Annotated in this window: 11 protein-coding genes and 1 pseudogene; all 12 read left to right on the top strand. The window is 38.3% G+C overall.

Translation table 11 applies throughout. The features are described 5' to 3' along the window. Positions 1-16 precede the first annotated feature (16 nt). Positions 17-322, top strand: a pseudogene (gene rplU, locus Q7O90_RS01160) (50S ribosomal protein L21); the annotation flags it as partial. Positions 323-533: 211 nt separating this feature from the next. Continuing rightward, positions 534-794, top strand: a complete 261-nt coding sequence (gene rpmA / locus Q7O90_RS01165) for a 50S ribosomal protein L27 (RefSeq protein ID WP_106056863.1) — start codon at positions 534-536, stop codon at positions 792-794. 52 nt (positions 795-846) lie between these two features. Continuing rightward, positions 847-2,130 carry a GTPase ObgE gene (gene obgE, locus Q7O90_RS01170; protein WP_304126443.1) on the top strand — a complete coding sequence of 428 codons (1,284 nt, stop codon included), beginning with the start codon at positions 847-849 and terminating at the stop codon, positions 2,128-2,130. Between the two features lie 340 nt (positions 2,131-2,470). Continuing rightward, entirely contained in the window at positions 2,471-3,103 is a 633-nt protein-coding gene (locus Q7O90_RS01175; RefSeq protein WP_304126444.1) for a helix-hairpin-helix domain-containing protein, read from the top strand. 46 nt (positions 3,104-3,149) lie between these two features. After that, positions 3,150-3,761: a sporulation initiation factor Spo0A C-terminal domain-containing protein gene (locus Q7O90_RS01180; RefSeq protein WP_304126446.1), complete on the top strand. Its 612-nt coding sequence runs from the start codon at positions 3,150-3,152 to the stop codon at positions 3,759-3,761. 117 nt (positions 3,762-3,878) lie between these two features. Then, positions 3,879-7,415 (top strand): pyruvate:ferredoxin (flavodoxin) oxidoreductase, encoded by a 3,537-nt coding sequence (gene nifJ, locus Q7O90_RS01185; protein ID WP_304126449.1) that lies wholly within the window; start codon positions 3,879-3,881, stop codon positions 7,413-7,415. Between the two features lie 78 nt (positions 7,416-7,493). Then, complete coding sequence (locus Q7O90_RS01190; protein ID WP_273452122.1) at positions 7,494-7,664, top strand: DUF896 domain-containing protein; 171 nt, start codon at positions 7,494-7,496, stop codon at positions 7,662-7,664. 88 nt (positions 7,665-7,752) lie between these two features. Continuing rightward, positions 7,753-10,353 carry an alanine--tRNA ligase gene (gene alaS / locus Q7O90_RS01195; protein WP_304126453.1) on the top strand — a complete coding sequence of 867 codons (2,601 nt, stop codon included), beginning with the start codon at positions 7,753-7,755 and terminating at the stop codon, positions 10,351-10,353. A gap of 86 nt (positions 10,354-10,439) precedes the next feature. Next, positions 10,440-10,691, top strand: a complete 252-nt coding sequence (locus Q7O90_RS01200) for an IreB family regulatory phosphoprotein (protein ID WP_094234230.1) — start codon at positions 10,440-10,442, stop codon at positions 10,689-10,691. A 12-nt stretch (positions 10,692-10,703) separates the two neighbouring features. After that, positions 10,704-11,138 carry a Holliday junction resolvase RuvX gene (gene ruvX, locus Q7O90_RS01205; protein WP_304126457.1) on the top strand — a complete coding sequence of 145 codons (435 nt, stop codon included), beginning with the start codon at positions 10,704-10,706 and terminating at the stop codon, positions 11,136-11,138. Further along, positions 11,131-11,841 carry an IMP cyclohydrolase gene (locus Q7O90_RS01210; RefSeq protein WP_304126460.1) on the top strand — a complete coding sequence of 237 codons (711 nt, stop codon included), beginning with the start codon at positions 11,131-11,133 and terminating at the stop codon, positions 11,839-11,841. The genes ruvX and Q7O90_RS01210 overlap by 8 nt, the downstream gene beginning before the upstream one ends. Continuing rightward, positions 11,841-13,277 carry an adenylosuccinate lyase gene (gene purB / locus Q7O90_RS01215; RefSeq protein WP_304126461.1) on the top strand — a complete coding sequence of 479 codons (1,437 nt, stop codon included), beginning with the start codon at positions 11,841-11,843 and terminating at the stop codon, positions 13,275-13,277. The genes Q7O90_RS01210 and purB overlap by 1 nt, the downstream gene beginning before the upstream one ends. Positions 13,278-13,306 lie beyond the last annotated feature (29 nt).

Genomic DNA, 13,306 nt, shown 5'->3' on the forward strand with positions numbered 1-13,306 from the left:
TTGAGGAGGAATTAATATGTACGCAATTATTAAAACAGGCGGTAAGCAGTATAGAGTACAGGAGAATGACGTACTTAAGGTTGAAAAGCTTAACGCGGCAGTTGGAGAGACAGTTACCTTTGATGAGGTTGTAGCTGTTGGAGGAGACAAACTTCAGGTAGGTACACCATTTGTTGAAGGTTGTGCAGTTCAGGCTGAGGTACTCGAGCAGGGTAAGAACGAAAAAGTTATTATCTTTAAGTACAAGGCTAAGAAGGACTACAGAAGAAAGAATGGTCACAGACAGCCATACACTCTAGTTAAGGTTACAGGCATTGGCGCAGCAGCTAAGAAGGCAGCTCCAGCTAAGGCTAAGCCTACAGAGAAGGCAGAGAAGTCTGAAGTAAAGGCTTCGCTATCAATGAAGAAGGAAGAGCTTCTAGAGATTGCTAAGAATCTTGGAGTTGAGGTTCCTTCAAAGGCTACTAAGGCTGATATTCTTTCAGCAATTGAATCTAAGTAATTAAGAATTTCAATATAGGAGGTGACTAGTCATGTCAAGTAAAAAAGGAGTAGGTAGTTCCAAGAACGGTCGTGATTCCGAGTCCAAACGCTTGGGACTTAAGATAGGTGCGGGACAGTATGTAAGTGCTGGAAGCATTCTTGTTAGACAGAGAGGAACAAAGTTCCACCCTGGTAACAATGTTGGTATCGGTGGAGATGACACTCTATTTGCAAAGATCGATGGCAACGTTAAGTTTGAGAGATTTGACAAGAAGAGAAAGCAGATCAGCGTATACAGCGAAGAAGCTTAAACTTATTGACCCCTTATTTCAAGGGGTCATTTTTAATATATTGGAGAAATAAATGTTCGTAGATAGAGCTGAAATAATTATTACATCTGGAAAAGGTGGAGATGGAGCCGTAACCTTTAGACGAGAGCCATACGTTCCAGAAGGTGGTCCAGATGGAGGCGATGGAGGCGATGGAGGTAATATTATATTTGTTGCCGACAATAACCTCCGCACACTTATGGATTTTAAATACAAGCGTAAGTATGAAGCTGAAAATGGTCAAAACGGTATGCGTCGTAAGAAATACGGTAAGCGTGGGGAGGATTTGGAGATAAGAGTTCCTGTTGGAACCATGATTATTGATAAAGAATCAGGACTTCTGATGAAGGATATGGCGCATAACGGGGATACACTTGTCGCAGCAAAAGGTGGTAAAGGTGGAAAGGGTAACGTTCATTTTAAGAATTCCATCAGACAAGCACCTAATTTTGCTGAGGCTGGTGAATTACCTAAAGTTAGAACTGTAATTCTGGAGCTTAAACTCATCGCTGATGTAGGACTCGTTGGTTTCCCTAATGTTGGAAAATCAACGTTACTTTCCGTTTCTACATGTGCTAAACCTAAAGTTGCAAATTATCACTTCACGACTATAGATCCCAATCTTGGGGTAGTTGATTTATATGACAAAAGCTTTGTGATGGCAGATATTGCGGGAATTATAGAAGGTGCACATGAAGGTATGGGGCTCGGAATTAAGTTCCTGAAGCATATTGAGCGCACAAAGGTTCTTATTCATGTAGTTGATGTTTCTGGCAGTGAAGGCAGAGACCCAATAGATGATTATAAGAAGATAATTGATGAGCTAAAAAAGTACGATGAAAGGCTGCTGGCAAAGCCTATGCTTGTAGCTGCAAACAAGATAGATGCCGTTTGCGACGAGGGAAAGCTCACAGAATTTATTGAATTTGTTGAAAATGAAGGTAAAAGAGTATTCAAAATTTCTGCTGTGGCTAGACAAGGTATACAAGAACTTCTTAATGCTACAATCAATGAGCTAGATAATTATATTGAACCAGAAGAGGAAGAAGTTGAATACTTTGATTTTGAGAAGGATGAGCTTGACGAAGACTTCAAGAAACTTAAGGCCTATAGATCGTATGACGGCGCTTTTGTTCTCGAAGGTAAGCAGCTTTCTAAAATCTTTAGATCCACTAATTTTACTGATATTGGTTCAATGCGCTATTTGTACAAATTTATTGTGGATAGAGGGGGCATTAAAATGCTAAAGAAGATTGGTTTGAAAGAGGGAGATACGGTTAGAATAGAAGACTATGAGTTTGAATATTACGATGACTAGGTAATTAATTTTCTTTCAAGTTTCTAAATCTTTCATGTGGCTAAAATTATATCTAGACACTACATGATGTATTTAATACATTGTAAGCAAAAATAGGTGGATACATAATTGCATTATTTGCAGCATGTATTCACCTATTTTACATTAAAAACCTATATAAAAAATATTTAATACTGTATTGCCAATCTAGAGTGCATTGATTTATATGGGATTTTATGTTGTAAAATAATTATAAATAATATATATTTACATGTTCCTGACTTTCTGATAGACTGTTGCAAAATAATTTTCTAAATTGTATTATCTATGTAGTTGAATCTACCCCCGGAAGGGGTAATATATGAAAAAAACAAATAATGACCTGATAAATCACTTAATTGATTGTATTAGATTCCAATTTGCGAAGGATAGAAAGCTTAAATACAAGGTTGCACTTGTTGTTATTATCTTCATTGGAGCTACAGGAATACATATGAAATCTAGCAATGCTGATACTATCAAGCTTGATAAGCCAGAAAAAGTCAAGGAAAAGGAACGACCTCAAGCAGTAGATGAATTTTACATAGATATAAGTGGCGCAGTTAATTCACCTGGAGTATATAAGGTCAAGAAAAAAACTAGAGTTTTTGAACTTATTGAAAAAGCAGGTGGTCTAAAATCAGATGCTAATCTGGACGCATTAAATCAAGCAGAGTTTGTTCAAGATGGTCAGAAAATCGTTATACCGAGCAATGGAGGTGGGGATATAACTAGAGAAAATGAGGATAAATCGAACAATGATGGTGGGATGATTAATATTAATTTGGCAGATAAGTCTAAACTCATGAGCCTCCCTGGCGTTGGGGATGCGATTGCACAGAGGATTATTGATTATCGAAAGGACCATAGGTTTTCAAAGGTTGAAGATTTGAAGCAAGTTAAAGGTATTGGAGACGCTACATTTGAGAAGTTAAAAAATATGATTACTGTTTAATGCTTAAGTGTGTGCATTAATATTAATGAAAGAGGGAATTATTATTATGGATAACAAGCATGATTCGATAAAAAATTTTTATTCTACTAAAAATAATGAATCTATATCATTTGACGCAGAAGATGCGTTATCGTTAGTGTTTGCTTCTTGTTTAAATCATGATTGTGAAGTTAGCAAGTGTACATCATTAAACTATTTCAGAGATTTGAAACTAAGAATTTTGTATGCTGAAATTAAAAAGATAATTAAATACATGGATGAAGGCGATTATGATCTAAGTCAGTTAGTAGATGATCACATCTTGAGAAGTGCATTTGCTGGTTCTGTTTTTATGAAAGATGGAATGGGGGCAAGTTATTTAATAGAAGCAGTCATAATATGTAAGCAACTGTTAGCACGTCAAAACGTTATTATTGCTGGAGAGATATATCGACAAGTTGCAGAGCGATTTCATGTATCTCCTGAGGCTGTGGAAAAGGCTATTCGATACTTTACAAAAGAATTATGGATGGTTTGTAAAGATAAAACTAAATGTCTAGCTATTTATAATTTTGTGTTTCCTAGTTTAAATTCGCCACCGACAAATAAAGAAACCATTGTTTTTATGGCTATTAAAATGCTCGAAATACAGAAACTATTAGAGGCTGTAGCTATATAAAGTACAATCTTTAGAACCTTTTATTTCGTTGAATGCACTATTGAATCGTGATAAACTGTAAATATTATATTAATTGTTCAACTTGCTATTAGTACATGAAAGTAAAGGTATGTAAGTATGAGTAGAGTAAAAAGGGTTAAAAAGACTATGGATGGCAACACGGCTGCGGCCCATGTTGCTTATGCTTTCTCTGAAGTTTCTGCGATTTACCCAATAACACCATCTTCTGTTATGGCTGAGGTAATTGATAAATGGGCTTCTGAAGGTAGAAAAAATTTATTTGGGGAAAAGGTTCGTGTTGTAGAGATGCAATCTGAGGGTGGAGCTGCTGGAGCAGTTCATGGTTCACTTAATGCGGGCGCTTTGACCAGCACCTATACAGCATCTCAGGGTCTTCTTCTGATGATTCCTAATATGTATAAGATTGCTGGAGAACGATTACCAGGTGTTTTTCACGTTGCTGCTAGAGCTGTTTCGACGCATGCACTTTCTATTTTTGGTGATCATTCTGATGTTATGGCTGCAAGGGCAACTGGCGTAGGTATGATTGCTGCAAATAGCCCACAGGAGGTTATGGATTTAGCTGCTGTATCGCACCTAGCTTCTATTAAAGCGAGCCTGCCAATTGTACATTTCTTTGATGGGTTTAGGACAAGTCATGAACAGCAAAAGATTGAAGTGTGGGATTATGAAACACTTGAATCGATGCTCGATCATGATGCTGTAGATAAATTCAAGAAGCATGCTAACAACCCATGTCATCCACATCTGATGGGATCTGCTGAACAGCCAGAGACATTTTTCCAGCATAATGAAGCTAGAAATATATTCTATGATGAATCTGTAGATATAATTAAAGGCGTAATGGATCAGGTTAATGAGAACATTGGCACTGAATACAAGCCATTTAACTATTATGGTGCAAAAGATGCTACTGATATAATCATTGCTATGGGCTCTGTCTGTGAAACTGCTGCTGAAGTGGTTGACTATCTAAATGAAAATGGTAGAAAAGTTGGCTTAATAAAGGTTAGGCTATTTAGACCATTCTCTAGCAAGTATTTACTAGAGGAGATTCCTAGAACTGTAAAAAATATCGCAGTTCTTGATAGGACTAAGGAACCTGGCTCAAATGGAGAGCCGCTTTACCTCGATGTTGTGTCTGCACTTGCAGATTCGGATGATTTAAATCCTAGATTAACAAGAGGTCGCTATGGACTTGGATCGAAAGATACTCAGCCAGGTGACATTATCGCTGTTTATGACAATATGGCTGCTGATAATCCAAAGAAAGAATTCACTATTTCTATCAACGACGACGTTACCAATCTTTCTCTAGAGAGAACTTCAAATCCGATTGTTTCTGCAAAAGGAACAGTTGCATGTAAATTCTGGGGACTCGGTGCTGATGGAACAGTTGGCGCTAATAAGAATAGCGTTAAAATTATTGGAGATCATACCGATAAGTATGTTCAGGCTTATTTCCAATATGATTCTAAAAAATCTGGTGGTGTAACAATATCTCATCTAAGATTTGGAGATGAACCTATTAGATCAACTTACTATGTGAATTCTGCAGATTTCATAGCCTGCCACAGTGCAGCGTACATGCATAAGTATGATATTGTTCAAGACGTTAATCCAGGTGGTAAATTCCTTCTTAATTGCAGTTGGACAGATGAAGAGTTAGAATCACATCTTCCTGATGCAGCAAAGAAATATATTGCTGAGAATAATATTGAATTCTACACTTGTGATGCAGTTAAACTTGCTAATCAGGTTGGGCTCGGCTCGAGAAGAACTAACACTGTACTGCAGGCCGCTTTCTTTAAGATTGCTAATATAATGCCTATTGATGCAGCTATAGAGTACATGAAGTCTGCTATCAAGAAGAGCTACATGAATAAAGGTGAAGATATTGTTAATATGAACTGTAACGCTGTAGATGCTGGGGTTACTCATGTTCATAAAGTTAAAGTCCCAGAGAGATGGAAGACTATTACAGTTTCAACGAATAAAGAACAGCTTCAGTCAGACAGATTAGACCTTAAGAAGTATCTCAATGACATTTTAACAACTGATGCTGCGATGAAGGGTGATGAGATTCCAACCTCAAAATTCCTAGATGTTGCAGATGGAATGATTCCAGCAGGAACTGCAGCATACGAAAAGCGTGGGATTGCCATAGATGTTCCTCTATGGATTTCTGAAAACTGTATTCAGTGTAACTTGTGCGCATATTCTTGTCCGCATGGAGTTATTAGAGCATTTGCTTTAAGCGAAGCCGACGCAGAGGCAGCGCAGGCAACAACTTTAAAATCAAAAGCTAACCCAGATCATAAATTTATGATTTCCATATCTACAGTGAACTGTACGGGCTGTGGGTCGTGTGTTCAGGTGTGCCCAGCTAAGGAAAAAGCTCTTAAGATGATACCTTATGAAGATGAGAGGTCAGCGGAACAGCAGAGGGTGTTTGATTATGCTAATGACCATACCGATGAAAATGTATTAGATGGCAATGTAGATACTCCTCGTAATGTAAGCTTTATTAAGCCACTACTTGAATTCTCAGGTGCTTGTCCAGGCTGTGGTGAGACGCCATATGCTAGATTGGTAACACAGCTATTCGGTGATAGAATGTTTATCGCAAATGCGACGGGATGTTCTTCAATTTGGGGTGGTAGTGCACCAAGCACCCCTTACACTATAAACCGTGAAGGAAGAGGTCCAGCTTGGTCCAATTCATTATTCGAAGACAATGCAGAGTTTGGGCTTGGAATGGCTGTTTCGATGAATACTCGCCGTAAAGAAATGAAGTCGGCTGTAAAAAGGCTCTCAGAGAAGAATGAATTTTACGATGTAGCAATGGATTGGCTCGATGGAATGGAAGATAGTCGTAAAGCTGAAAGTGCTGCTAAAAAGCTAATAGAGGCTTGCAAAGACAGTGAAGATGCTGATGCTAAATTTGTTACAAAAAATGCCGATCTCCTTCCAAAACCTTCTATATGGATATTCGGTGGAGACGGATGGGCTTATGATATCGGATACGGTGGTCTCGACCATGTAATCGCTTCCGGTGAAAATGTAAATATCCTCGTATTTGATACTGAAGTATACTCGAATACTGGAGGGCAAGCTTCTAAGTCTACTCCGGCCGGTGCTATAGCACAGTTTGCTGCAGCCGGTAAAACTGTAGGTAAAAAGAACCTTGCGGAAATTGCGATGGCTTATGGTTATGTGTATGTTGCGCAAGTTGCAATGGGTGCTAATCCTACGCAGACCTTGACTGCTCTAAAAGAAGCAGAAGCATACGATGGACCTTCCATTGTAATTGCTTATTCACCTTGTATAAATCACGGAATTAGAGCCGGAATGAATTGCTCTATGAACGAGATGAAGAAAGCTGTTCAGTCTGGTTATTGGAACCTCTTCAGATTTGATCCAAGAAAGGCTATTGAGGGTGATGGAAATCCGTTCACTCTTGATAGTAAAAAACCAACTCTTGATTATAAAGAGTTTTTAGATGGAGAAGTTCGATACAGGGCATTAGAGCAATCGAATCCAGAAAGAGCAAAGAAGCTATTTGACGAGGCAGCTAAACAAGCTGAAGCGAGATACGAAGATTTTGTGAAACGAAGCAAGGGGTTTAAGTAAATAGTTTAAACAAGTTGCATGTCATACTCGCTATGCGGGTATGACATGTTTATCTAATTAGAAAAAAAGAAAAGGTGCATGATGAAAAAAGAAAAAATTGATAGAATTAATGAGCTCGCAAAAAAAAGCAAGAGCGAAGGTTTAACAGTTGAAGAGACGTTGGAACAAGCAGAGCTCCGTAAGGAATTTTTGGCTGATATTAAAAAAGATGTAAAAAGTCAACTTGAATGCATAGAAATTGTTGATTAATTATAATTCTTAATGCTCTAATTACTTGTGAATATCGATATTTCAGTATAAAATATAAGCATTGTATATAAAGGGAGATTTTTTTTAAATGGAAAAACTTGGTCTTAATGAAATAAGAGATTTATTCCGTGATTTCTTTGTTAGTAAGGGTCACTATGCAGCGGGAAGCGCATCTTTAATTCCCAAAAATGATAAAAGTTTGCTTATTATTAATTCTGGCATGGCACCATTAAAGGCATATTTTGCAGGAGTGGAGACACCACCATCTAAGCGGATGACGACTTGCCAGAAATGTATAAGAACTGGAGATATCGATAATGTTGGAAAGACTGCACGTCATGGCACATTCTTTGAGATGTTAGGAAACTTTAGCTTTGGAGATTATTTTAAAGAAGAGTCATTAACATGGGGATGGGAGTTTATTACAGAACATCTGAATATGCCTAAGGATAAACTTTGGGCTACTATATATCAGGATGACGATGAAGCATACGATATATGGATAAAACTAGGCATGCCTGCTGAAAGGATAGTAAGGCTTGGAAAAGAAGATAACTTCTGGGAAATCGGTCTTGGTCCATGTGGACCTTGTTCCGAGATTTACTATGATCGAGGTGAAGCATATGGATGTGGTGCACCTGACTGTAAACCAGGATGTGAGTGTGACAGGTATATAGAATTCTGGAATCATGTATTTTCACAGTTTTCTAAGGAAGAAGATGGATCATATTCAAATTTAGCGCATCCTAATATTGATACTGGAATGGGACTTGAAAGACTTGCCTGCATTATGCAAGATGTAGATTCCATATTTGATATAGATACTATCAGGAAGATACTGGACTCAGTTGCACAGATGGCAGGAGTTGACTACCAAGCTGGAAATGAACAGAATGATGTTAGTTTGAGAATAATTACTGATCATTTGCGATCTATGGTATTTATGATCGCAGATGGAATTATGCCAAGCAACGAAGGACGAGGATACGTTTTAAGGCGTCTTATCAGAAGGGCGGCTAGACATGGAAGAATCTTAGGAATTGAAGAGAATAATTTTCTAGCTAAGCTTATGGATTCTGTGGTAGAAGTTTCTGGCGGAGCGTATCCTGAGCTAGTCGAAAAGCATGACTATATTAAGAAGCTTATAGCTATCGAGGAAGAGCAATTTGCAAAGACCATGGATAATGGCATGGGAATTCTTGAAGAATACATTGCAAAGCTGGATAAAAACGATAAGATGGTATTAGATGGTGTAGATGCATTCAAACTTTATGATACCTACGGATTCCCTGTAGAGATGACTGAAGAGATTTTGGCTGAGAGAGGGATTACCGTTGATATGGATGGTTTCAAGGAAAACATGGACCGCCAGAAGGAACTCGCGCGTCAGGGACAGAAATCCACAGAAGATGTAGCATGGAAGGATGCAGCTGATTACGATAAATTGCCAAAGAGTAAATTCCTCGGCTATACGGAATTTAATGCCGACGCTGAAGTTTTATACGTTAACAGTAGCGAGGGCAAGAATCTGCTTATTTTCGACAGGACTCCCTTCTACGCTACAAGCGGTGGCCAGCTTCATGATATAGGAGTGATTATCATAGCTGATAAGGAATATCACGTAAATGATGTAACTAAAGAAAATGATATCTTTTTACACTTTGTTGATGAATCAGTTGATAATGTAAACGTCGGAGATACTGCAGAGCTAAAGGTTGATGTAGCAAATAGAAATAGAACAGCTAGAGGGCACAGTGCAACACATATTCTTCAGCAAGCTTTAAAGGATGTCCTTGGAGAGCACGTATCACAGGCTGGTTCTTATGTTGATAATCACTATCTTAGATTTGATTTTAATCACTTCGAGGCTATGACTCATGATCAGATAAAAGAGGTAGAAGATATCGTTAACGATAAGATTGACGCATTCCTTCCGATTCTCATGCAGGAAATGCCAATCGAGAAAGCTCAGAAGATGGGCGCTACTGCTATCTTTGGTGAAAAGTATGGGGATATCGTCCGCGTTGTAAGCATGGGTGATTATAGCGTAGAATTCTGTGGTGGTACTCATATCGACAATACTGGTAAAATCGGTGCATTCAAGATTATTTCTGAAGCTGGTATTGCATCTGGTATCAGAAGAATTGAAGCAATTACTGGAACTCAGGTTATCGGTTATACTGAAGACAAAGAGTCAGTAATTTCTAATGTATGTGCAACACTTAAGTCTAATGCTAGTGATATTGAAAAGAAAGCAGCTCAGCTCGTTTCCGACAATAAGGAACTTGAGAAGACAATTAAATCTTTAAAGGCAGATGAAATCGCAGGTTCACTTGATGAAATCATCGCATCTGGTTCTGATATAAATGGTATCAAGTTAATAACTAAGAGGTTTGACAATACAGATGTTGCTCAACTTAGAGAGATGGCAGATGCTGTAAAGTCCAGCGAGACTAAGTCTATTTTCGTTGCTGCATCTGTAAATGATGGTAAGATTGCAATTCTTGTTTCTGTAAGCGATGAGCTTGTTAGCGAAGGCTTCCATGCTGGAAAGCTAGTTAAGGAAATCGCGCAGGTTGCCGGCGGTAATGGAGGCGGAAAGGCTGGAATGGCGCAGGCTGGAGCAAAGGATGAAAGCAAGTTAGAAGAAGCATTCGAATTAGCAAAGACTCTAGTTGCAAATAAATAAGTTAGGTAGATAATAGGTGAGTGGCTTATAATTCACCTATTATAACTAAATATATCTCGCTAAATTCTATAAAATAGGAGGAAGATATGAGCAAGGATACAATTTTGTTCGAAAGTGCAAAGATCAAACAGATTTCCAACAAAGAAGCGATGCATCAGATTTATTCATCTCTTCAGGAGAGGGGATACAATGCTATCGATCAGATGGTTGGATACTTAACATCTGGAGACCCATCTTATATAACAAGCCATAATGATGCGAGAAACCTCATTCTTAAGATTGATAGAGATGAGCTACTCGAGGAGATTTTAAAGTCTTATCTAGAGCTTGATAAGTAGGTTTTATATTAGATGAGAAAAATAGGACTTGATGTCGGTGAAAAAACTATAGGTGTTGCGGTAAGCGATTTACTAGATATTACAGCACAGGGAGTCACTACAATTGAGCGTGTTGGTATTAGAAAGGATACTACCAAGGTGCTTGATTTAGTGCGCGAATATGAGTGTGATACAGTTGTAGTCGGGCTTCCTCTAAGCCTTGATGGAACCGATAGCGTACAGACTCAAAAGGTACGTGATTTCCGTACTATGCTTGAAAATAAATTAAGAAGCTCCGGTCTTGCTCATGTAAATATCGAGTGGCAGGATGAGAGATTTACGACGAAGTTAGCAGAAAATATCCTTATTGCAGGTGATGTAAAAAGAAGTAATCGCAAGAAGGTTATTGACAAGCAGGCAGCAATTTTAATATTACAAAGTTATTTAGACAGGGTGAGTAATGAATAAGACACAAATTAATGAACTTAGTTTTCTCGCTTCTAATGACTATTGGGGCAGGGGCATCCTTATTGGAAAAACATCAAATAAGATTGCCGTTGCCTATTTTATAATGGGAAGAAGTGAAAATAGTCGAAATAGAATTTTTTATAAGGAAGATGATCGAGTAGCAATTGCACCATACGATAAGGAGGCAGATATTGACCCAACTCTCATCATCTATTATCCAATTAAGACAAATGGCAAGAATTTAATTGTAACGAATGGAGATCAGACGGATACAGTCGAGGAGTTCCTTAACAAAGGCCTTACATTTGAGGATGCTTTGAGAACTAGATGTTTCGAACCTGATGCGCCTCATTTTACACCGAGAATTAGTGGCATTTTAAGCCTTGTAGATGGTTCATATAAACTGAGTATTCTCAAGGATTCTGATGGACAGGGGACAGATTGTCATAGATATTTCTACGAATATCCTTCGCGTCCAAACTACGCACATTTTATACACACATATGAGGGTAACGATACACCTCTTCCAACATTTGAAGGTGAGCCTAAGCTATTTAAAATTCCAGATACTATAGAAGAGTTTACTGATACTATATGGAATAGCCTTAATGATGATAATAAAATTTCTCTATGCACTATGATGATCAATCCGGAGACTCTAGAAAGAGAAGTTAATATTTATAACAAGAGAATGGGGGATTAATGGAAACCAATAGATTGCAGTATATGTCGCCACTATCTTCTAGATACGCGAGCAAGGAGATGAAGTATATATTCTCCGAAAAGAAGAAATTTACAACATGGCATGAGCTATGGATAGCTCTAGCAAAGGCTGAAAAAGAACTTGGTCTTGATATCACTGATGAACAGATCCAGGAAATGATTGATAACAAGGACATCGTTGATTTTGAGGTAGCAGAAGCTAGGGAAAAAGAAGTGCGTCACGACGTAATGAGCCATGTCTATGCATATGGAAAGCGTTGCCCTAAAGCAGAGGCGATAATTCACCTCGGGGCTACATCGTGCTATGTTGGTGACAATACAGATGTTATTTTGATGAAGGAAGCTCTTGAACTTATCATCGAGAAGACAGTTCAGGTCCTTGTAAATCTAAAGAAGTTTTCAAGAGAATATAAGTCCATGCCTTGCCTTGGATACACACATTTGCAGCCAGCACAGCTAACTACTGTAGGTAAGAGAGCATCGCTGTGGATGTATGAACTCGCGCTCGATGTAATCGAACTTGAAAGAAGACTCGAAGATCTCAAAATGCTTGGTTCAAAGGGCACAACAGGTACTCAGGCAAGCTTTATGGACCTCTTCAACAACGATGAGTCTAAGGTCAAGAAGCTTGATGAGATTATTGCAAAAGAATTCGGAGTATCTGGTTGTGTTCCGGTATCTGGACAGACCTATTCTCGTAAAGTGGACGCTAATATATTATCGTCGCTTTCTGGAGTTGCACAGAGTGCCTCTAAGTTTTCAAACGACCTTAGAATCCTTCAGTCATTTGGAGAGATGGAAGAGCCTTTTGAAAAGAATCAAATTGGTTCTTCTGCTATGCCATACAAAAGAAATCCAATGAGATCCGAGCGTATTACATCTCTTGCTAGATATGTAATCGTTGACTCACTTAACCCAGCGATTACGGCTGCAACGCAGTGGTTCGAGAGAACACTGGATGACTCTGCAAATAAGAGAATTTCCGTTCCTGAGGCTTTTTTAGCACTAGATGGTATTCTTAACCTGTATATAAATATAACAAGTGATATGGTGGTATATCCTAAGGTTATAAATGCCCGTACTATGGAGAAGCTCCCGTTCATCGCAACTGAGAATATAATGATGGAAGCAGTTAAGAAGGGTGGAAATAGACAGGATTTACATGAACAGATAAGAGTTCATTCTCATGAGGCAACTTTAAGAGTAAAGAGAGATGGACTTAATAATGATCTCGTCGATAGAATTGCTGCCGATAAGACATTTGGACTTTCTAAAGAAGAGATTCTATCAGCTATGGATCCAATTCTATATGTAGGAAGAAGCCCATCTCAGGTTGAAGAATTGATTACTGAGGTTATTGATCCAATTATCGAACGTCATCCTCAGAAAAATATCGAAACTGAGATTAACCTATAGAGGTTATTAATTTCATATTTATTTAATTA

It is taken from the genome of Mogibacterium diversum (assembly GCF_938028775.1).
GTDB lineage: Bacteria > Bacillota > Clostridia > Peptostreptococcales > Anaerovoracaceae > Mogibacterium > Mogibacterium diversum_A.